General features: G+C 32.6%; 20 protein-coding genes. All 20 read left to right on the top strand.

Annotation, left to right across the window (positions count from 1 at the left end; all coding sequences use genetic code 11):
• Positions 1-59 precede the first annotated feature (59 nt).
• The 20 genes from hflX (at position 60) to ACTDJC_RS14150 (ending at position 23,229) form a co-directional block, all read left to right on the top strand.
• Entirely contained in the window at positions 60-1,337 is a 1,278-nt protein-coding gene (gene hflX / locus ACTDJC_RS14055) for a GTPase HflX (RefSeq protein WP_440604002.1), read from the top strand.
• Positions 1,330-2,601, top strand: a complete 1,272-nt coding sequence (locus tag ACTDJC_RS14060; protein WP_440603773.1) for an aminotransferase class I/II-fold pyridoxal phosphate-dependent enzyme — start codon at positions 1,330-1,332, stop codon at positions 2,599-2,601. The genes hflX and ACTDJC_RS14060 overlap by 8 nt, the downstream gene beginning before the upstream one ends.
• A gap of 222 nt (positions 2,602-2,823) precedes the next feature.
• On the top strand, positions 2,824-3,165 hold the full coding sequence (locus tag ACTDJC_RS14065; RefSeq protein WP_098311113.1) for a MerR family transcriptional regulator: 342 nt from the start codon (positions 2,824-2,826) through the stop codon (positions 3,163-3,165).
• A gap of 48 nt (positions 3,166-3,213) precedes the next feature.
• Positions 3,214-4,548 carry a type I glutamate--ammonia ligase gene (gene glnA, locus ACTDJC_RS14070; protein WP_098311107.1) on the top strand — a complete coding sequence of 445 codons (1,335 nt, stop codon included), beginning with the start codon at positions 3,214-3,216 and terminating at the stop codon, positions 4,546-4,548.
• Between the two features lie 802 nt (positions 4,549-5,350).
• Positions 5,351-6,106, top strand: coding sequence for a YveK family protein (locus tag ACTDJC_RS14075; protein WP_440603774.1), 756 nt, complete (start codon positions 5,351-5,353; stop codon positions 6,104-6,106).
• Positions 6,055-6,717 carry a CpsD/CapB family tyrosine-protein kinase gene (locus tag ACTDJC_RS14080; RefSeq protein WP_440603775.1) on the top strand — a complete coding sequence of 221 codons (663 nt, stop codon included), beginning with the start codon at positions 6,055-6,057 and terminating at the stop codon, positions 6,715-6,717. Before ACTDJC_RS14075 ends, ACTDJC_RS14080 begins: the two co-directional genes overlap by 52 nt.
• 270 nt (positions 6,718-6,987) lie before the next feature.
• Positions 6,988-8,814 (top strand): polysaccharide biosynthesis protein, encoded by a 1,827-nt coding sequence (locus ACTDJC_RS14085; protein WP_440603776.1) that lies wholly within the window; start codon positions 6,988-6,990, stop codon positions 8,812-8,814.
• A 57-nt stretch (positions 8,815-8,871) separates the two neighbouring features.
• Positions 8,872-10,026 (top strand): glycosyltransferase family 4 protein, encoded by a 1,155-nt coding sequence (locus ACTDJC_RS14090; protein ID WP_440603777.1) that lies wholly within the window; start codon positions 8,872-8,874, stop codon positions 10,024-10,026.
• A complete protein-coding gene (locus ACTDJC_RS14095) occupies positions 10,011-11,120 on the top strand; it encodes a glycosyltransferase family 1 protein (RefSeq protein ID WP_440603778.1) in 1,110 nt (369 codons plus the stop codon). The genes ACTDJC_RS14090 and ACTDJC_RS14095 overlap by 16 nt, the downstream gene beginning before the upstream one ends.
• Before the next feature lie 5 nt (positions 11,121-11,125).
• A complete protein-coding gene (locus ACTDJC_RS14100; protein WP_440603779.1) occupies positions 11,126-12,019 on the top strand; it encodes a glycosyltransferase family 2 protein in 894 nt (297 codons plus the stop codon).
• 32 nt (positions 12,020-12,051) lie between these two features.
• Entirely contained in the window at positions 12,052-13,113 is a 1,062-nt protein-coding gene (locus tag ACTDJC_RS14105) for an EpsG family protein (RefSeq protein ID WP_440603780.1), read from the top strand.
• A gap of 46 nt (positions 13,114-13,159) precedes the next feature.
• Positions 13,160-13,903, top strand: coding sequence for a glycosyltransferase family 32 protein (locus ACTDJC_RS14110; protein WP_440603781.1), 744 nt, complete (start codon positions 13,160-13,162; stop codon positions 13,901-13,903).
• Positions 13,904-13,912: 9 nt separating this feature from the next.
• Entirely contained in the window at positions 13,913-15,109 is a 1,197-nt protein-coding gene (locus ACTDJC_RS14115; RefSeq protein WP_440603782.1) for a glycosyltransferase, read from the top strand.
• A 52-nt stretch (positions 15,110-15,161) separates the two neighbouring features.
• Positions 15,162-16,199: a glycosyltransferase family 2 protein gene (locus ACTDJC_RS14120; protein WP_440603783.1), complete on the top strand. Its 1,038-nt coding sequence runs from the start codon at positions 15,162-15,164 to the stop codon at positions 16,197-16,199.
• Positions 16,196-17,380 carry a glycosyltransferase gene (locus ACTDJC_RS14125; protein WP_440603784.1) on the top strand — a complete coding sequence of 395 codons (1,185 nt, stop codon included), beginning with the start codon at positions 16,196-16,198 and terminating at the stop codon, positions 17,378-17,380. Before ACTDJC_RS14120 ends, ACTDJC_RS14125 begins: the two co-directional genes overlap by 4 nt.
• Before the next feature lie 17 nt (positions 17,381-17,397).
• Positions 17,398-18,519 carry a polysaccharide pyruvyl transferase family protein gene (locus ACTDJC_RS14130; protein WP_440603785.1) on the top strand — a complete coding sequence of 374 codons (1,122 nt, stop codon included), beginning with the start codon at positions 17,398-17,400 and terminating at the stop codon, positions 18,517-18,519.
• Entirely contained in the window at positions 18,516-19,703 is a 1,188-nt protein-coding gene (locus ACTDJC_RS14135; protein WP_440603786.1) for a glycosyltransferase, read from the top strand. Before ACTDJC_RS14130 ends, ACTDJC_RS14135 begins: the two co-directional genes overlap by 4 nt.
• Before the next feature lie 24 nt (positions 19,704-19,727).
• Positions 19,728-20,912, top strand: a complete 1,185-nt coding sequence (locus tag ACTDJC_RS14140; RefSeq protein ID WP_440603787.1) for a glycosyltransferase — start codon at positions 19,728-19,730, stop codon at positions 20,910-20,912.
• Between the two features lie 19 nt (positions 20,913-20,931).
• Complete coding sequence (locus ACTDJC_RS14145; protein WP_440603788.1) at positions 20,932-22,473, top strand: lipopolysaccharide biosynthesis protein; 1,542 nt, start codon at positions 20,932-20,934, stop codon at positions 22,471-22,473.
• 453 nt (positions 22,474-22,926) lie between these two features.
• On the top strand, positions 22,927-23,229 hold the full coding sequence (locus ACTDJC_RS14150; protein ID WP_440604003.1) for a glycosyltransferase family 2 protein: 303 nt from the start codon (positions 22,927-22,929) through the stop codon (positions 23,227-23,229).
• Positions 23,230-23,374: the final 145 nt, after the last annotated feature.

Here is a 23,374-nt window from a genome sequence, read left to right on the forward strand (position 1 = left end):
CTTACTCTGCTATTATATTAGAAGGTTTAATTTTCGAAAAGGATGAGTGAGCATATTTGATAGAAAAAAAAGAAAAAGTGATACTAGTTGGTTGTCAATTGCCGCAAGATGATGATGAACGTTTTGAACAATCGATGGAAGAATTAGCATCATTAGCGAAAACAGCACAAGCGGAAGTGTTGGTTTCAACGATACAAAAGCGTTCTAAGTTTCATCCGGCAACGTATGTTGGAAAGGGAAAGTTAGAAGAACTTTCTCTACTTGCAGAAGAATTAGAACCAGATGTTATTATTTTTAATAATGAATTAACACCAAGTCAAATTCGAAATTTATCAGCACAGTTAGACGCGAGAGTCATTGATCGTACACAGCTTATATTAGATATTTTTGCTCAGCGCGCGAAATCAAGAGAAGGTAAATTACAAGTGGAACTTGCGCAGCTTCAATATGTGTTGCCTCGTCTTGTGGGACAAGGACAAGCTTTATCTCGTCTTGGTGGCGGTATTGGTACAAGAGGTCCAGGGGAAACGAAGTTAGAAACGGATCGTCGTCATATTCGCTCTCGTATCGATGAGATTAAAAGGCAGCTTTCTGGTGTGGTAGAGCACCGCAAGAGATATCGTGAACGTCGTAAAGAAAATCAAGTCTTTCAAGTTTCTTTAGTTGGATACACAAACGCTGGGAAATCTACGTTGTTTAACAGATTAACGGCGGCTGATACATTCGAGGAAGATTTATTGTTTGCAACACTTGATCCGACGACGCGTAAAATGCAGTTGCCGTGTGGATATACAGTTTTATTAACAGATACAGTTGGATTTATTCAAGATTTACCAACATCGTTAGTTGCAGCATTTCGTTCTACGTTAGAGGAAGTGAATGAAGCGGATGTTATTTTGCATGTTATCGATTCAGCTGATCCAAATTACATCGGGCATGAGGAGACAGTGAAAAAATTACTGCAAGATCTTGAGTTTGACCACATTCCAATTATTACAGTGTACAATAAAAAAGATAAGTTACATCCGAACTTTATTCCATTCCCAAAGAATGATTTTATTATGACGAGTGCTTTTGATGCGGCGGATTTAGAGAAATTAAAAAAAGTTGTGGAAATAGAAATGATGAAGCGGATGGATTCATATGAATTAATGATTCCGGTAAGCGAAGGTAGATTGTTGACGCTTTTAAGAACAGAAACAGTATTAACAGAAATGGCGTTTCAAGAAGAGAAGCAAGTATACGAATGTACAGGGTATATTTTTGCTCATTCTCCGCTAAACGGACAAATCAATAGATATTCAGCGAGAAAAGGAGAAGAGAAAGAAGATGTTTAATCGATTGAAGAATGGGGAAAAGATTGCTCCAATTGTAAAAGAAGTTGAAATGCAAATTGCAGACATACATAAACGCATTGATGAAGTAATTGAAAGTAATCAATTTCGTGTGTTAGAAAGTTTTCGTAGTCATAAAATTAGTGACTCACACTTTATTCCGACAACAGGGTACGGCTATGATGATATCGGTCGTGATACGTTAGAAAAAGTGTATGCTGATGTGTTCGGGGCAGAAGCTGGTCTTGTACGGCCGCAAATTATTTCTGGAACTCACGCAATCTCTACAGCGTTGTTTGGGATTTTACGCCCTGGTGACGAATTGTTATATATAACTGGGAAGCCGTATGATACGTTAGAAGAAATTGTTGGTGTTCGCGGGAAAGGTGTTGGCTCATTTAAAGAGTATAACATCGGTTACCAGGCAGTTGATCTAACAGAAGAGGGACGTGTTGACTTTGCTGCGGTGCAGGCGGCGATTCATGAAAATACAAAAATGATTGGAATTCAGCGTTCGAAGGGATATGCAACTCGCCCATCATTTACAATTGCCGAAATTAAAGAAATGATTGCGTTTGTAAAAGAAATTAAGCCTAATGTCGTTGTGTTTGTAGACAACTGTTACGGAGAATTTGTGGAAGAGCTTGAACCATGTCATATCGGTGCCGATTTAATGGCGGGTTCACTTATTAAAAATCCAGGTGGCGGCATCGTGAAAACGGGCGGTTACATTGTTGGGAAAGAGCAATATGTAGAAGCGTGTGCATATCGTTTAACATCTCCAGGTATCGGAGCAGAGGCTGGTGCATCTTTGTATAGTTTACAAGAGATGTATCAAGGATTTTTCCTAGCGCCTCATGTTGCTGGTCAAGCATTAAAAGGTGCAATCTTTACAGCGGCCTTTTTAGAACAGCTTGGTATGAATACATCGCCAACTTGGAATGCACCGCGAACAGATTTAATACAATCTGTTCAATTTGATGATAAAGAACGCATGATTGCATTTTGTCAAGCAATTCAATATGCATCACCAATCAATTCGCATTTTACACCGTATCCGAATTATATGCCTGGATATGAAGATGATGTGATTATGGCTGCAGGTACATTTATTCAAGGTGCGAGTATTGAATTATCAGCAGATGGTCCGATTCGTCCGCCTTATGTTGCGTATGTACAGGGGGGCTTAACGTATTCGCATGTGAAGATTGCGATTTGTTCTGCTATTGATGCGCTTATTGAAAAAAATCTATTAGTAATTTCTTAAATGAAAGCTACCAATTTTGGTAGCTTTTTTGTATATAAGTAGGTAATTGAGACATTTTAATAAGTGTGAAAAAATTTTTAAAAAAATCATGTAAGAAAAGCTAACATCTGTTGACAGGATACATAACATGATATAAAATGAGAATCAAGTTAAGGCGAAGGAGGAACTGAAGTGACACAACATGATCGACGTTCTGCCCCGCTGTTTCCAATAAGTATAGTTATGGATTTAACACAATTATCTGCGCGTCAAATTCGTTATTATGAAGAACATAAATTGATTTCCCCAACCCGTACAAAAGGAAATCGTAGATTATTTTCATTTAACGATGTAGATAAATTGTTAGAGATTAAAGATTTGTTAGATCAAGGTTTAAACATGGCTGGTATTAAGCAAGTACTACAAATGAAGGAAAATCAATCAGAAGTAATACAAGTAAGAGAAGAAGTGAAAGAAATTTCGAAATCTGAGCTTCGTAAAATTCTTCGAGATGAACTGCAACATACAGGCAGGTTTAATCGAACGTCTTTACGACAAGGTGATATTTCAAGGTTTTTCCATTGATGATTGATAATTTTCAAGATGTTTAGAGGGACTAAGGAGGAATTTAAAATGGCAAAGTACACAAAAGAAGATATTTTCCGCTTGGCGAAAGAAGAGAATGTAAAGTATATCCGTCTACAATTTACGGATCTTTTAGGAAGTATTAAAAACGTAGAAATTCCAGTTAGTCAGTTAACAAAAGCTCTAGATAACAAAATGATGTTTGACGGATCTTCTATTGAAGGATTTGTTCGTATCGAAGAATCTGACATGTACTTATATCCAGACCTAGATACATGGGTAGTATTCCCATGGACTGCTGAAAAAGGAAAAGTAGCGCGATTAATTTGTGATATTTACACTGCAGACGGTACACCGTTTGATGGTGACCCACGTAATAACTTAAAACGTATGTTAAAAGAAATGGAAGCACTAGGCTTCACTGATTTTAATCTTGGACCAGAGCCAGAGTTCTTCTTATTTAAAGTTGATGAAAAAGGAAATCCAACATTAGAATTAAATGATAACGGTGGATACTTCGACCTTGCACCAATGGATTTAGGAGAAAACTGCCGTCGTGATATCGTTCTTGAACTTGAAGAAATGGGCTTTGAAATCGAAGCATCTCACCATGAAGTTGCACCAGGACAACACGAAATTGATTTCAAATATGCAAGTGCAATTAGAGCGTGTGACGATATTCAAACATTTAAACTTGTTGTAAAAACAATTGCACGTAAACACGGTTTACACGCAACATTCATGCCAAAACCGCTATTTGGTGTAAACGGTTCTGGTATGCACTGTAACTTATCACTATTCAAAAATGGTGAGAACGTATTCTATGATCAAAACGGTGATTTACAATTAAGTGACGATGCTCGCCACTTCATCGCAGGTATTTTGAAACACGCATCAAGCTTTACAGCGGTAACAAACCCAACTGTAAACTCTTACAAACGTTTAGTACCTGGATATGAAGCACCTTGTTACGTAGCATGGTCTGCACAAAACCGTAGCCCGTTAATCCGTATCCCTGCATCTCGCGGTGTAAGTACACGTGTAGAAGTACGTAGCGTTGATCCAGCTGCAAACCCATACTTAGCAATGGCTGTATTATTAGCAGCAGGTCTTGACGGAATTAAAAATAAACTAGCGGTACCACCTGCAGTAGATCGCAATATTTATGTGATGACACCAGAAGAACGTGAACAAGCAGGTATCATTGACTTACCAGCTACATTAGCACAAGCATTAAATGAATTAAAATCAAATGAAATTATTTGCGGTGCATTAGGTGAACATTTACTTGAGCATTTCATCGAAGCAAAAGAAATTGAGTGGGATATGTTCCGCACACAAGTTCACCAATGGGAACGCGATCAATATATGACTCTTTATTAAGAGTTTCAAACCCTTGACACATAATGTGTTGAGGGTTTTTTGTTTTCATAACTGCCTTAATCAAAAATAGAAAGATTCCTTGGGACATCTTCATCATAAATTGTCTTTTGTAGACCTTACATCGTAGTACAGTTTGAACTATAACAAAAGGCCTTGAATTTATATCTAAATTAGGAAATATTCATTTAGTAGAAAGAGTAATTCTGTTAGCTCCATAATGTATAAATTTTTGATGATTAATCTTATTTATCCTGTAAGATCACGCCTCAAGATTCTGGGAAAACAAAACAGATAGGCGGGGGATAATTACTTGTAAGAGCCTGAATGATGAAAACTTTTCCTGAGTCGGGATGAAAACAATCTCCTACTGACGGAAGTTTTACTTTATATTTGCTAATTGAATGTTTTTAAAAACTTTACAAAAAATCTATATTTGTAGAAGGTAAATACAGAGGATTATTAGAAGATTTAGGAGAAGAATTAGGTAGGAAATAAAGTTTCTCAACTTTTCGGTAAAAAATGGTAGGATAATAAAATAGAAAATGATATATTATGAGGAGAAAAGAAAGAATTTGCAGAATAATTTATATTGACTTGTTCTATATAAAGAACTAAAATCTATTTTAAATAGAACATATTGTGTTCCATTCGATGAAATGATGTTCTTGTGTATAAAAAGTTTTTCAACATTTTTCTAAAATATCTGAATAAAAATGTTTTTATAGGGTGGAATAGTTTGGATATTCTAAAATCGATAAGTAGTGCTTAGTATATTTATAAAAAAATTTTGCGGGGGGAAACTATGGAGAAGGAAATAAACCTTAAAAATTTATTTGCTGTTATAAGAAGAAGACTATGGATTATGGTTGTACTTACACTCACCATTACATTGGTAGGAGCAGCTTATAGTATTTTCTTAAAAACCCCATTATACACATCTTCTGCAAGAATACTCATTCCAGCAAATAATGACACTATGAATACGCTTAAAGTAATGATAAATGAACCGGTTGTGATGGAGAAAGTAGCTGCGGAGTTGGCTGCGGAGTTGGACATTAACAGATCGGCAAGCGCGTTGAGTGGACAAATAAGTACTGAAAGTGTACAAAACTCGCAAATAGTGAGAATTACTGTGGTTGATAAGGATCCCGAACTTGCAGCTAAAATTGCGAATACTACAGCAGCTGTTTATAAGCAAGAGGCTTCAAGTACATTAAAATTTAATGATGTCAGTATCTTATCGGAAGCGACAGCATTGAAAAATTCTGTACCAATAAACATAGACCATACCAATACGATAATGATTGCCTTCTTTGTTGGTTTGGTATTAAGTATCGGCTTCATCTTTTTACTAGATTCTTTGGATGATAGGATTAAATCGGAGCGAGCTATCGAAAAATTATTAGATATCCCTACTTTAGGAAGTATTTCTAAAATGAATAAGAAAAACATAGTAGACAAATATAGCAAAAAAGGATCTGTATCCTTATTAAGGGGGGGCAAGAATTGGTTTACAAAAGTAGAAGAAAAAGAGACAAAATCAAGGAAGAAAGCCTAGTTACTTATGCTGCGCCCAATTCCAAAGTTGCTGAAGATTATCGTACGATTCGTACGAATCTTCAGTTTTCATCTGTTACCAATAAGGATAAGACCATCGTTATTACCTCTCCAAGATTTGGCGAAGGAAAATCAACTATTACGGCTAACCTTGCTGTGTCCATAGCTCAACAAGGTGAAAAAGTATTGGTAATTGATGCTGATTTACGGAAGCCAACAATACATAAAATATTCCAGCTTGAAAACACGATTGGACTGACAAATGTCTTGAGTGGTAAAACAACAATGGAAGGGGCTGTAGTGCAAACAGGAATTGGAAGGCTCTGTGTGCTAACAAGCGGTCCAGTACCGTTTAATCCAGCTGAGCTGCTTAGTTCAGCAGCAATGGAGACTTTAATTCAAAAAGCAATGGAGCAATATGACATCATATTATTTGACTCTCCGCCAATTTTAGAAGTAACAGATACCAGCATTTTAGCTGGCCGGTGTGACGGGGTAGTATTAGTAATAGGATATAATCATACTGTGAATGAGGATGCAGTGGAATCTAAAAGAATATTAGGCTTCGTAAGAGGAAATTTAGTGGGGACTATTCTAAACAATAAGGTATAAGGATTATTTCGGACTATCGTGTTCTTTATAAAGAACTTGAATATTATTTATAAAAGGAATGTGGTAATGTCTCCTTACCAGTATCAATGGAGGCACTCGATCATGCTGTGGGTTGGATAAACCTTAGATGCTAGTCATCAAGAGTGTGATGTGAGGGCGGGTTAGATGCCCGAATTTTATTAAAGCTTTTAACTATGAGTTTTTGAAAAGATCTCATAGTTAAAAGCTTTAATTTTTTTCGAAGTAATAATTAAAAAGGTGGGAAAATTTATGACATATCGGCAGAGGCTATCGTTATTGCTTTTAGTGGATTCATTCATTGTGTTAAGTGCAATTTTCCTTAGCTATTTTTTTGTAAATGCTAGTCTTCATGTTATTACATTATCATCAGTCATTAGCTCAATAACTTTGCTGCTTAGCCATCATTTTTTTGCTTTTATTTATAAGTTGTATAAAAAGGCATGGGAATATGCAAGCATAGGAGAATTATTAATTATTTTTAAAGCTATTACATTTTCTATCATTACTACAGCCTTTGTACAACAAGTGACAATACATAATATTTACTTTCGTTTGCTCGTAGTAACTTGGATGATTCATATTTTATTAATTGGCGGATCGCGTTTTCTTTGGCGAATGTATAGGGATACATATTTTAAAAAGGATGATACAAAAAAGAGAACCTTAATTATTGGCGCTGGTTCTGCAGGAACAATGGTGGCAAGACAATTGCTAAAGAACAACGATACAGAATTATTACCTGTTGGATTTATTGATGATAATGTGAAGAAACATAATCTTGATATTCTAGGGATTCCAGTAATCGGTGGGGTGAATCAAATTGAGCGTGCTGTTCAAGAGCTAAATATCGAGAGCATCATAATAGCAATTCCTTCGTTAAGTAAAAAAAGTTTGAATGCCATTTTTAAAGAGTGTTCAAAGACGAAAGCGAAAACTCAAATTCTTCCTATGTTAGAAGATTTAGTGACAGGAAAAGTTTCAGTTAATGAATTCCGTGACGTTCAAGTAGAGGATTTGCTAGGACGAGATCCAGTTGAGTTAGATATGAATAGCATTTCAGAATACATAACCGACAAAGTTATTTTAGTGACTGGTGCTGGCGGTTCAATTGGTTCAGAGATTTGTAGACAAATTGCAAAATTTAGTCCGAAGCAATTAATTTTATTAGGCCATGGCGAAAACAGTATTTACTCTATTGAAATGGAATTGAAAGAGTTATATGGTAGCACGAAGATTACATTTATTTCAGAGATTGCCGATATACAAGATAATAAGAAGATGATGTCGGTGATGAACAAATATCATCCACATGTTGTCTATCATGCTGCTGCCCATAAACATGTACCGTTAATGGAACATAATCCAGAAGAAGCTGTAAAAAACAATTTAATTGGGACGATGAATATTGCAGAAGCAGCAAGCTGGCATGATGTAGAGACGTTTGTCATGATTTCTTCTGATAAAGCAGTGAATCCAACTAGTGTCATGGGAGCAACGAAAAGGCTGGCTGAAATGATTATTCAACAGAAAGATAAAACGAGCCATACAAAGTTCGTTGCTGTTCGTTTCGGTAATGTATTAGGAAGCCGCGGGAGCGTGATTCCGCTATTCAAAAAACAAATTCAAAAAGGCGGACCGGTTACAGTTACTCATCCAGATATGGTTCGTTACTTTATGACTATTCCAGAAGCATCAAGACTCGTTATACAGGCGGGAGCTTTAGCTAAGGGTGGAGAAATTTTTGTGTTAGATATGGGCGAACCGGTAAAAATTGTCGATCTCGCTAAAAATTTAATCAAACTATCAGGAAACTCTATAGAAGAAATCGGCATAAAATTTACTGGAATGAGACCCGGCGAAAAGCTTTTTGAAGAGTTGTTAAAAGATGATGAAATCAATGAACAACAAATTTATCCGAGAATTTATGTAGGAAAGGAAACTAATATTTATATAGAAGAAATTGAAAAAGTCATTTCTACATACTCTGAATGGGATAAAGAGGAGTTACGAACAAAGCTACTATACTTAGCTAATAATCATGATATCTCAAAAATACCAATATCCATCTCTGGTTAAATGTCTGCGAAAACTGTACCTTAATCGAAAATATAGTTGAATGGGTGTGTGATCTAAGTGCCTAAGAAAGTGTTGTTTTGTGCAACAGTTGACTATCATTTCAAAGCATTTCATTTGCCATATATGAAATGGTTTACAGAGCAGGGCTGGGAGGTACATGTTGCTGCAAACGGCAATATAGAGCTTCCGTATGTAGATGAAAAATATGACATTCCTATCCAAAGATCACCTTTTAAACTCCAAAACTTTCATGCATACAAGGAGCTTGCATCAATCATCAATAAAAATAAGTACAGCATCATTCATTGTCATACACCTATGGGAGGAGTACTGGCCCGCTTAGCTGCAAGAAAAGCGAGAAAACAAGGAACAAAAGTGATATATACAGCACATGGATTTCATTTTTGTAAGGGTGCCCCGATCATAAACTGGCTTGTATATTATCCAATTGAAAAAGGACTAGCTCCTTATACAGATTGTCTCATAACAATCAATAAAGAAGATTACAATCTTGCCGTGAACCATCGCTTTAAAGCAGAGTGTATTGAGCACGTTCATGGTGTAGGAGTAGATATAGAACAATTTAGCCCAATAAAAGAAATGCATAAACGTAATTTAAAGATGCAATTTGGTTATAAACCAGACGATTTTTTAATGTTTTATGCTGCAGAATTTAACAAAAATAAAAATCAACAATTGTTGATTCATTCGTTAGCTTTAATAAAAAATGAAGTTCCAAATGCAAAGCTTTTACTTGCAGGGAGTGGCCTATTAATGGAAAGTTGTAAGACACTAGCTGTTCAGTTAGGAGTTGCCGAGATGGTGCATTTTCTCGGTTATCGAACAGATATTGCTTCATTATTACCAATGTGTGATCTTGCTGTTGCATCTAGTCTACGTGAAGGTTTACCAGTTAATATTATGGAGGCTATGGCTTGCGGCCTTCCAGTTATAGCTACTGATAATAGAGGACATAGGGAACTTATTCTCAATGATGAAAATGGTTGGATCATAAGTCATAGCAATCTAGGTGGGATGTCCGATAAGATAAAATACCTTGCTCAAAATCCCAATTTGAGTATTCAGTTTGGGAATACCGGGCGTATTATGATTGAAAATAAATATGCCATTAATAAAGTATTAGAAGAAAAGAAAGACCTTTATGCTATGTTCACGGGTGAAACGGAGGAGTTAAAGTGGGCTGTCCATTAAGGATATTACATGTAGTTGTGAATATGAATCGAGGCGGGGCTGAAACTCTAATTATGAATTTATATCGAAACTTAGATCAATCTAAAGTCCAATTCGACTTTCTGACCTGTAAAGAAGGCGTGTTCGATGAAGAAATAGTCGAGCTAGGCGGAAAAGTTCATAGAATTCCATATATTACAGATGTCGGGCATATGGGATATATGAAAGCCTTAAATACTTTCTTTGCATCTCATCGAGAATATAGAATTGTGCACTCGCACATGGATAAAATGAGTGGATTTGTACTCCGTTCAGCTAAAAAAGCAGGTATACCGATTCGGATAGCTCACAGTCATAGCACTAGTAGTGAGGGCGGGTTTACAGCAAAGATGTATAAAGGTTATGCAGGGAAATTTATTTTGCCATGTGCAACACATTTGTTAGCATGTTCAAATGCAGCTGCCCGGTGGTTATTTACAACTAAAGCAGATACGGCCAAAATCTTAAAGAATGGCATTGCCTGTAATAAATTTTCGTTTTCTCCAGAAATTAGAAAAGAAGTAAGAAAAGAATTACAACTTCATCAGGATTCTTTTGTAGTTGGACATGTCGGAAGGTTTGCTCATCCAAAAAATCATTCCTTTCTTATAGATGTATTTGCGCAATTAATTAAGTTGAAACCGAATTCTATTCTTCTATTAGCGGGAGATGGCCCACTTCGCTTAAGTATTGAAAAGAAAGTAGAAGAGTTGAATTTAAGAGGTAGTGTAAAGTTTCTTGGAATACGAAGTGATATAAATCGGTTACTTCAAGCATTTGATGCATTTGTATTTCCATCTATTTATGAGGGCTTACCGGTTACTCTTATAGAGGCACAGGGAGCTGGATTACCATGTCTCATATCTGATGCTATCACGAAGGAAGTAGATTTGGGAATAAATTTAGTTGAATATTCCCCTCTGACTGACACAACAATATGGATAGAAAAAATAAAACATATAGCAACCAGGAATTTATCGAGGAATGTATCAGATCAAGCATTATCACAAAAAGGATATGATATAAAACATACTGCAGAATTAACCCAAGATTTTTATTTCGCAATATCGAGGTGAGTCAGTTGAAAAAGTTAACGGTTTTTACCCCCACTTATAACAGGGCGTACTGTCTTCACAATTGTTATGAGAGTCTGAAGTGTCAAACATGCAAGGAGTTTGTATGGTTAATTATAGACGATGGCTCCAGTGATAGCACAAAAGAGTTGGTGAGCAGCTGGATTGCTGAAAATTGTATAGAAATAAGGTATCACTGGCAACAAAACCAAGGCATGCATGGTGCTCATAATACAGCGTATGAGTTGATCGACACGGAACTAAATGTATGTATTGACTCTGATGATTACATGCCGGATGATGCCGTAGAAAAAATTCTTTCTTTTTGGGAGAATTATGGAAGTGATGAAGTCAGTGGCATAATTGGACTTGACTCGTACACAGATGGACGAATCATTGGTTCGAAGTTACCAGAGAATATTAAACGCTCAACACTTTTTGATCTCTATAATAAGTATGGTGTAACGGGTGATAAGAAACTTGTATATCGTACGGAATTGACGAAGAAGTATCCGTACCCAGTTTTCAAAAATGAAAGGTATGTAGGACTAGCATATAAGTATTATATGCTCGATCGGCAGTACGAGATGTTACTGATGAATGAAGTCCTTTGCTGTGTTGAATATTTGCCTGATGGCTCGTCCATGAACATGTTAAACCAGTACCTGAGAAACCCAAAAGGTTTTGCTTTTTATCGGAAGGAGCTTATGAATTTGCCATTTGTAAGTCAATCGTTTAAATATAGACAGGCTATTCACTATGTATCTAGCAGTCTTATATCAAAAAATAAAAGGTTTATGAGTGAGACACCGTGTAAAACTCTTACACTCTTCGCTATCCCACTTGGGATTATGCTGTATTGTTACATCACAACAAAAACAAGAGTATCAGAAATAACATAGGATTCTAGTATTAAGTTGAAAGGAAATTACAAATGACTATACTTTGGATGAATCTTGCTATAGTATTTATATTTTCTTTTTTTGCAAGATATTTTGCTATGCCTGTGACCACGGGTCCTGCATTGATAAAGCCGAATCAATTTCTGATTCTAATGGCCTCTCTATCGCTTGTGTTGGTAGCTGGGCTTCGGAATAATATCGGGGATACATATTTTTATATGCATGGATATACTGTTACTGATTTCAATTGGGAATATATTAAAAACAATAAAGACATGGGATTTAATATTTTCCAAATGATTTTACAAAAGTATACCGATGATCCTCAGGTCATGGTTTTTATTACAGCATTAATAACAAATGTATTAATCGTATTTATTCTATATAAGTATTCAAGGTTAATTGATTTAAGTTTATATGTATATATCACATCTGGAATGTACTTAGTATCAATGAATGGGATTAGGCAATATTTAGCTGCAGCTATTGTTTTTGCTGCTACCAAATATATTCTTGATGGTGACTGGAAAAAATATATTCTCATTGTTCTGCTTGCATCAACATTTCATCAGAGTGCACTTGTTCTGATACCAATATATTTTTTAATTCGAAGAAAAGCTTGGTCAGGAACAACGTTTATCCTTCTTTTTTTAGCGGTACTTATCGTGATAGGATTTAATCAGTTTTCTGAAGCTTTCTTTGCTGCGATAGGGGATACTCAGTATGGTCATTATAAGGATTTTCATGAAGGTGGTGCCAACATCCTTAGGGTTGCTGTTGATGCTGCACCGCTTATACTTGCGTACTTTGGTAGAGAAAGACTTAGAGAACTTTTTCCAAAGAGTGATTACATTGTAAATATGGCATTATTGGGTGCAGTTTTTATGCTTATTTCAACACAAAACTGGATTTTTGCAAGGTTTGCTATTTATTTTGGCTTGTATCAATTAATATTAATTTCTTGGGTTGTAAAGCTATTTACTGAAAAGGATCAGAAGTTTGTCTACTATGCAATTTTAGTATGCTATTTTATTTATTTTGTTTACGAGCATATCATTACTTTGGGGATTATTTATAAGAGTAATTTTTTATGATTTTATCATTTCTTTATAGGAATCTAAAAGTAATCAAGGGAGGTTTATGTTAAGAGATATGGACAAAATTCCTCGTATTATCCACTACTGTTGGTTTGGAGAAAAAGAAAAACCTGACATAGTTAAAAGATGTATAGATAGTTGGGAAAGGAATTTATCGGAATATGAAATAAAAGAATGGAATGAAAATAACTTTGATATAAATTGTAATTCATATGTAAGCGAAGCTTATAAATCGAGAAAATTTGCGTTTGTCAGTGATTATGTAAGAGTATATGCTCTCTATAAATTTGGGGGGATTTACTTGGATACTGATGTCGAAGTATTCAGACCATTTGGAAATATGCTACATCATGACTCGTTTTGGGGATTTGAGCAAGAAAACTACATTGCTACAAGTACAATAGGGGCAACTAAAGGAAATGAGCTCATAAAAATATTTTTAGACTCATATAAAGAGAAAAGTTTTATTAAAGAGGATGGAAGTTATGATGATTTGACTAATGTAGCTATCGTAACAGAAATATTAAAAGACATGGGATTAAAAACAAACGGAGAATATCAGGAAATAGAGGATATAGGAGCATTTTATCCGCAAACATATTTTTCACCATATGATTATATCAATTGCAGAAAATTTATAACTAAAAACACATATGCTATGCATCATTTTTATAAGAGCTGGTTGCCACCTAAGGCGAGATTGAAAAGTAACATAAAGGTAATAGCATCTAAAGTTATAGGTGGAGAAAATATAGCTAGAATTAGAAAATTAATTTCAAGAACTTAGGAGGCGAAAATGAAAACTGTATTAATAGCCTCTTTTGACATGGAAGTTGGAGGCGTAGAAAGAAGCTTAATAAGCATGCTTGAGAACTTTGATTACAAAAGGTATGATGTTGATTTGATGTTATATAGGCATCAAGGTGATTTCATGGGTTTAGTTACGAACAAAGTAAACTTATTAGATGAAATTTATCAGTATACAACTTTTAGAAAATCAATAGGCGAAATTTTTAAAGATAAACAGTATAGTATCGGAGTAGCAAGAATTTTATCTAGGGTAAATGCTGATTTTACAGGAAAAACAAAAAGAATAACAGAACCAGGATATTATCAGATGCAATTAATGTGGAAGTATGCTTTACCATTTCTTCCAAAAATAGATAAGGAATATGATGTGGCCATAAGTTATTTGTGGCCACATTATTTTGTAGCAGATAAGATTAGAGCTAAAAAGAAAATAGCATGGATTCATACAGATTATTCTACAATAGAGCCAGATATAAATATGGATTTAAAAATGTGGAATAAATTTGATCATATTGTAGCTGTATCAGAAGAATGCAAAAATTCGTTTTTAAAAAAATATAGTAAATTAGAAAATAAGGTTGTTGTAATAGAAAATATTACTTCTCCAGAGTTTATTAGAAAAATGGCTAATGAAAATATAGAGAACCCTATGATTAACGATAACAGATTTAAAATTATCACAGTAGCCAGGTTGTCTCATGCAAAAGGAATTGACAATGCTGTCAGAGCTTTAAGGATGTTAAAAGATAAAGGCTATGACGATATCGCTTGGTATGTAGTTGGATATGGCGGAGATGGAGCAATGATCAAAGAATTGATAAAAGATTTGAAACTTGAGGGTGATTTTATGTTACTAGGGAAACAAACAAATCCATATCCATATATGCAAGAAGCTGATTTATATGTACAACCATCTAGGTACGAAGGAAAGGCTGTTACAGTAGGAGAAGCTCAGATACTTTCAAAGCCAGTTATAATAACGAATTATACAACAGCAAAAAGTCAGGTAAGTGATGGGTTTGATGGATATATTACAGAATTGTCTATTAAGGGTATAGCAAACGGGATCGAAAAGTTGTATAAGGATTCTATTATGAGAAACAAGTTAATGGAAAACTGTAGTAAAACAGATTATGCCAATAATTATGAATTAGATAAGTTGTATGAAACCATGGATAGCTAAAGTGAAACGACGTATTTAAAATTCGAAAATACAAATTCGAAAGGAAGTAAAGATGGCTCCAAAAGTAAGCATTGTAGTACCTGTTTATAATAGTGAGAAGTATTTATCTGAATGTCTAGAAAGTATACTCAATCAAACTCATACAAACATTGAAGTTGTAATTATAAATGACGGCTCAACTGATCAAAGTGAAAAGATAGTTAATAAATATAAAATGAAAGACGACAGAATAGCGTATTACTATCAAGATAATTGTGGACCATCTGAAGCGCGTAATAAGGGGATTTTAAATTCAACAGGAGAGTATTTAACTTTTATTGATTCTGATGATACAGTTGAAAAATACTATATTGAATTTTTACTAAATAAAATGATCAGCTCAGAAGCTGATTTAGTTTGTTGTGGTTATAAAGATATTTCAGAATATGGGGTATTGAATTGTATAGATTTTAATTTCAATACTAATGTCTCTCTATATTCTTTCATAGATATGGTATGTAAAGGAACAGGGGGGGTTTTGTGGGGGAAAATATATAAAAAAGAAATAATTATTAATAGCGATTTGAAGTTAGATAAAAATATATTTATGTGTGAAGATTTAGTATTTGTTCTACAATATGCATCTCAATGTCAGTATTTTTCTTCAATAAAAGAGCCCTTATATAACTACAATAGATGTAATCAAAATAGTATAAGTTCTAACATTTCCATAAGTTATATTCAGAATTATATTACTGTTTGTAAGAGGATAGATGAGATATTTATCTCTATTAATTTAGATGAACAAAAAATAAATGAGATAATTACAAAGAGAATTCAAAATCTTGTAATGACATTAGTGGAGAAACAGAGTATTGAAATAAGAGTTATTGGTATGAAGAATGCCATTGCTAATATAATGAGAATTTTATCTATACCATATATTAAAACACATATAGGTGAATTTTCAACTAATAGTATTTTTTATAAGCCATATATTTTTTTAATTAAAAACAGGCTTATACGGACAAGTATTATTTATGGAATATATCTAAATACGTTAAGAAATGTTAAAAGGAGAATAAAAATAGGAAAGCAAGTGAGGGCATGAAAAAAAAATTATTATTTGTGATTGATTCGCTAACTATTGGTGGAGCAGAAAAAAGTTTAATATCTTTATTGAATTTGATAAATTCTTCAAAGTACGAAATTGATTTACTGTTATTTAAAACAGGTGGGGACCTGGAAAGTTATGTTCCAAAGAACGTAAATATCTTACCAGTTCCAGAATATTTTCGGTATATAAATAATGAAAAAGTCCATCTAAGTAAAAGTGCAATCTATCTTTATTATAGAATAAAAACTTCTTTAAGTTTGAGAGTAAATAATTACAAGAAAAATTTTTTACATAGTGAGCAAGTAGTGTTTAGAAGTATAAAAAAAATAATAGCTCCAATTCAAAAAAAATATGATGTAGCTATAGCTTATAGTCAAGGAATGCCCACATATTTAGTTGCGAATAAAGTCACCGCGTCAAAAAAAATAGCTTGGATTAATACAGATTATATCAATACATTGTATGACAAAGAACTTGACTATGAATTCTATAAGAAGATAGATAAAATCATTGCAGTTTCTCAGAATACTAAAGAGTCATTAATGCGGCTTAGAAAAGAATATGCCGATAAGGTTGATATGGTTTTAGATATAATAGATCCAAATATGATTTATAAAATGTCCGAAGAAAATGACGTTAATGAATTCGACAAATCATTTGTAAATATTTTAACAGTTGGAAGGCTAGTGGCCGTAAAATCATATAGTACAGCTATTGAGGTAGCTGATTTATTAAAGAAATCAGGATACAAGTTTAAATGGTTTGGAGTTGGAGAGGGGCCTGAAAAAAAGAAACTTCAAGAATTAATAGATGAATACCAATTGAATGATTGTTTTATACTACTTGGAAAGAAACTGAATCCATATCTCTATATGAAGAATTGCGACATATATGTTCAAACATCTGTAAAGGAAGGATTTGGTCTTACAGTATGTGAAGCTAAGATATTAAAAAAGCCTATTGTATGTACTAATTTTTTTACAGCTAAAGAAATCATTAATCATAATGTAGATGGTTTATTAGTAGAACATAATATAAATAGTATATACAATGGAATAAAAAAGTATTTAGATGATAGTATTTTTAAAGAAAAAATAATAACAGAATTAAATTCCCAAGAACCTTATAGCTCAGTAAATCAATTAAGTAAATTCTATGAACTGATAGAAAATTAATGAGTGGTGATAATGAAATGAAAAAGATTTTTGTAGATGTCTATTTAATGTTTAATTTAGGAGATGATTTATTTCTAGATATTCTTGCAACGAAATACCCGCACTGTAAATTCACAGTTAATTATCTAGGTAAAGATTACGATCAATTTATTTCTCGATACTGCAACGTTAGTAGAAGAAAGTATACAATTCTTAATAAAATTGGGCAACATCTTAAAATATCCGATTCTATAACGAACTATGATAAGGTAGCAGAGGAGCATGATGCATTACTATTTATAGGTGGTTCTATTTTTAGAGAAGAGAAATATCATAACTCATTATATCAGGATAGAATGAGAATGGTTCAGGAATTTAAGAAAAGAGACAAGCCAGTATTTATATTAGGTGCAAATTTTGGACCTTATGAGACAGAAGAATTTTTGAATGATTATAAAAAATTTTTTAAGCTATGTGATGATGTTTGTTTTAGAGATGTATATTCATATGAATTATTTAAGGATTTATCACAGGTTAGATATGCACCAGATATTGTTTTTCAAATGAATATAGATGAATATAAAACTGTACTAAGTAAATGTACAGTTGGATTTTCAATTATAGACGTTAGACATAAACATGGGTTATCAATTTATTATAATGACTATATAAAAAGTACCGTAAAGACAATAGAGTTATTGGTAAACAGGGGATATCAATGTTATTTAATGTCTTTTTGTGAACAAGAGGGAGATTTAGAAATAATAAATACGATTAAATTATATCTTTCTCCTGAAGCATTAAAAAACATTATTATTTATAACTATAAAGGAAACCTAAAAGAAGCTATCAATCTGATAGCTTCTTTTAAGTTTTTTATTGCTGCAAGATTTCATGCAAATATATTAGCGTTATTACTAGGTACTGGAATTATGCCTGTAATATACAGTGAAAAAACCACTAATATGCTGAAAGATATTAACCTTAATCGTATTTTGATAAATATGGAAGAACTTCATTTGCAGTATGATGAAAATATTATAAATAAATCATTCCATAATAAAGCTAATCTGGAATTTATATCAAACAATGCTAAGAACCAGTTTGAAAAATTAAGTGAGTTTCTAGATATGGAAACATTTAAATTGGAGGGAGTATGAAAAAGAGGATTATATTTGTGATTATAAATATGAATGTGGGTGGAACTGAAAAAGCATTGCTTAATATGATAGCAGAGATACCAAAAGATAAGTACGATATAACGATTTTAATGTTAGAAGAGCATGGTGAGTTTTTAAACTCCATTCCTAGTAAAGTTCATGTTGAATATTTAAAAGGATATAGGAATATAAAAGAGATATTGAATGAGCCTCCTCATATAGTTTCTTTGGATTTTCTTAAAAAAGGAAGAGTAATAAAGGCTTTAAATATAGTATTCTTACATTTACTATCGAAATTTATGAAAGATAGAAGTATTTTCTTTAAATATGTGTTGCGTGATTACCCTGTAATTGATAATGAACATGATGTTGCAGTAGCTTATGCAGGACCCATGGACTTCATAAGCTATTTCGTTGTAAATAAAATAGCAGCAAAAAAGAAAGTTCAATGGGTACATTTTGATATTACAAAAATTTCTTTTAATAAAATATTTTCATCTAAAATATATAATAAGTTTAATAAAATCTTTGTTGTATCAGGTGAGGCTAGAAGTAAGTTAATTAATACGATACCTTCTTTAAAAAATAAAACGGAAGTATTTTCAAACATAGTATCTCCAAATTTAATTTATAACCAAGCAAAAGAAGGTAAAGGGTTTGATGATACATTTACCGGGTTAAGAATATTAACGGTTGGTAGGTTAACAAATGAAAAAGGTCAAGAGTTAGCTATACGAGTATTAGCAAAACTAATTTATGATGGGTATAAAGTGAAGTGGTATTGTGTAGGAGAAGGAGCTTCAAGGAAGAAATATGAAAAGCTAATAGAAGAATATCATCTAAAAGATAAATTTGTTTTATTGGGGTCGGATGCCAATCCATACCCTTATATGAAGCAATGTGATATATACGTACAACCATCCAGGCATGAGGGATATTGTATAACACTTGCTGAAGCTAGGTGTTTACATAAAGCAATTGTAACTACAAATTTTACTGGGGCAAAAGAACAGATAAAAGATGGGAAAACGGGATTGATTGTGAATGTTGACGAAAATGACATTTATAAAGCGGTGAAAAAACTGATAAACAATCATGATCTATGCGAATATTTTTCTGGAAATTTAGCGACGGAAAATTTTGATACGACATTTGAAATGAAAAAACTATATGAGCTGTTTTAAATCAAATTATCAGGGGGGGAATATATGGAATGTTTTAGGAATGAAAAAAGAATTGTATTTGTAACTAGAAGGATGATAATGGGAGGTATAGAGAAGGCGTTAATTTCTATGCTAGAGTTTATGCCGAAAGATGAGTATGATATAACGGTTTTAGTGATGGGAAATGGTGGCGAACTTATAGATGAGATACCTAATCATATAAAGGTGAAATGTTTATATGGTAACGAGAAATCTATTATAGAAAAGATATGGAATTATACAAAGAAGGGTAAATTTATTAATGCATTTAGAATAGGCTGGTATACAGTTTTAGCTAAAAAAGCTAAAACTGTATATGAACAAGAAATGTATCAATCTAAAATGTTACCAATTGCGGAAACTGAATATGATTTTGCAATTGCATATCATACTCCGGCATCATTCCCGGTAGTGTATGTAATGAATAATATAAAAGCTAAAGTTAAAGCTGCATGGATTCATAGTGATATTTCTCAGTATGAAAGAGAATTACAACCATATAAAGATTTTTACCGAAGATATGACAGAATATTTTGTGTATCTAAATTTGCAATGAATAAATTTGTTGAAGTGTATCCTGATTTAAAAGGAAAAGCATCTGTATTTTATAATATTCTTGATCAAAAGAGGCTGAACTTAATGTCAGTTAAAGATGAGGGTTTTAATGATAAATTTGATGGTATACGTATACTTACTGTAGGAAGACTAACATCACAAAAAGGACAAGATATAATACCTAGTATCCTAATGAAATTAAAGTCGAAAAATTATAACATTAAATGGTATTGTATAGGCGATGGTGAAAGTCGTTCAAAGCTAGAAAGTATGATAAAGAAATATGGTTTAGAAGAATATTTAGTTCTATTAGGAACTAAGAATAATCCTTATCCCTATATAAAACAGTGTGATATATATGTACAGCCATCAAGACACGAAGGGTATTGTATTACACTAGCTGAGGCAAGAGCATTTAATAAGCCTATTGTAACAACTGATTTTGTTGGTGCTAGAGAGCAGATTGAAAACGGGCAAGATGGGTTGATAACAAAATTTGATGAAAATGAAATTTATAGTGCAATGGAGAAGTTGATTAGTAATAATGCTTTATGTGACAAGTTTAGAAGTAACTTAAACAGAAAAAGTGTCAATACCATAGAAGAAATTAATAAAATATACGATTGTTTAAGCTAAATGAAAGGTAGTTATTATAATGAAAAGTCAACTTAAAGCAGGTGCAATATTATCATATATAGCATTGTTTGTTAATAGTGCCATATCAATAATATATACTCCTATCATGTTGAAATTGCTTGGGCAATCAGAGTATGGCCTATATAGCTTGGCTACTTCTGCAGCAGGATATGTAGGAGTTTTAAATTTTGGATTAGGTAATGCAGTGATTAGATATACAGCAAAATATAAAACGCTTAAAGATGAGCAAGGGTGCTCCAATTTGTATGGAATGTTTTGTATTATGTATGGTGTATTAGGAATTGTAGCATTACTATCAGGACTAATTTTAACAATAAATGCAGACAGAATATTTTCAAACTCATTAAGTATAGATGAGCTTAGTAAACTTAAAGTATTGATGGGAATCATGGTAATAAATATATCTATAGGGATAGGGTTGGGTTTTTTCAGCGTCGTTGTATTAGCATATGAAAAGTTTATTTTTCAAAAGGTGATAAGTATAGTGAGTTCCATTATAAGTCCTCTCATAATGTTACCCATTCTTATGATGGGATATGGATCTGTGTCTATGACAGTTGTAACTACTATACTTAACTTTATAGTAATTTTAATTAATATATATTATTGCTTTAGAGTTCTAAAAATAAAAATAGCATTTAAAAAGTTCGAAAAAAAATTATTAAACGAGATAATAGTATTTTCAGCATTTATCTTCTTTAATTTAATAATAGATAAGATATATTGGTCTACAGATCAAATTATACTTGGTATATTTAGTGGTACAGCGGCAATTTCTGTATATACAATAGGGGCATCTTTTACTGGCTATTTCTCAGGTTTCTCTACAGCTATATCCAATGTATTTTTAAGCAGAGTTACAGGAATGGTTACTAAAGAGGACTCGGGTACAGAAGTATCAGATTTATTTATCAAGATAGGAAGAATTCAATATATTATATTATCATTTGCTTTAAGTGGATTTATTGTATTTGGACAGGAATTTATCATTTTATGGGTCGGTAAGGAATATAGTGATGCTTTCGTTATAGCTATTATAATTTTAGTTCCTATGATAGTATCTTTAATACAAAGTATGGGAGGAATCATACTTCAAGCAAAAAATATGCAAACATTTAAATCGGTAATTTATGCTATTACAGCTATAGTTAATATTATTATAAGTATAATATTTGCTCAATGGTGGGGAGCTATAGGCTGTGCTCTTGGAACGGCTGTAGCATTTACTATAGGGAATATAATTATTATGAATCTGTATTACTGGAAGAAGATAAATATAGACATCCCTAAATTTTGGATTAATATTTTTTATATGAGTTTTCCTTTTATGATAAGCTTAGTCTTTGGAAGAACAATAAATAAGTTAGTACTTGTTGACAATTGGTTTGTATTTATTCTTAAAATTATTATATTTTCTATAGTATACGCTCTGTTAATGTGGTTTACGGGAATAAATAAATATGAAAAAGATTTGTTTATAGTGCCTTTTAAAAAGGTAATACATCGGCTTGGAAAATGGAAATTGTATAACGCAAGTTAATGAAGTTAATAAATGATGGATAGTTCAAAGATGTGAAAATTTTATTACTTTATATTAGCTATTAATATAGAAATACAAAAACTACTATATTCTTATAAAGTTCGAAAAAAATTGGTTTATTTCTTTGTTCATTTATTTTGGCTAGCATAATGTATTATGTAATTAAGAAGCTAATTATGAAGTTAGGTAGAATTTTGGCTTCTGGAATTAGTATAGATTTAAAGATTAAAGAAGGTAACAAGTAAAGTGTTAAAGAACGTAAAAATGTTGAAGTATATAATTTAAAGTAAAAAAACTAATAGACCATTGCTAATTTGTTCTTTATAGTGAATATAACGATCTTAATAAAGGAGGAAATAGGTAGGATAATTTATGGAGGGATTTTATGAGTAAGGTAAGTATAGTAGTACCTATTTATAATGCTGGGACAAACTTCATAAATGTATAAAATCAATTCTTAATCAAACTTTAAAGGACTTTGAATTAATTTTAGTGAATGATGGTTCAACAGATAAAAGCTTGGCTATTTGCAAGAAATATCAACAAAAAGATAAACGAATAACTGTGATAAGTAAGAAAAATGAAGGAAGTATTCCTATAAGAAGAAAAGGTGTTGAAGCAGCAAAGTCTAAGTATGTAATGTTTGTTGATGCAGATGATATGGTCAATGGATATTTGATACAAGAGGAAGTAATTGACGAGTACTATTACGATACTACAGAAAAAATTACAATGGAATTAGTATTATGCAACTAAATACATTTAAAGTATGTTTATTAAATTTATTTAATAGCAATTTTAATGAATCTGAGATAAAAGATTTAATTCAATCTTATGTTTCAAATGATACTCTAATTAAATGTGTATCTAATGAGGGATCAATAAAATTTTTTCCTAAAGA

The organism is Bacillus sp. GB_SG_008 (genome assembly GCF_052038115.1).
GTDB lineage: Bacteria > Bacillota > Bacilli > Bacillales > Bacillaceae_G > Bacillus_A > Bacillus_A rhizoplanae.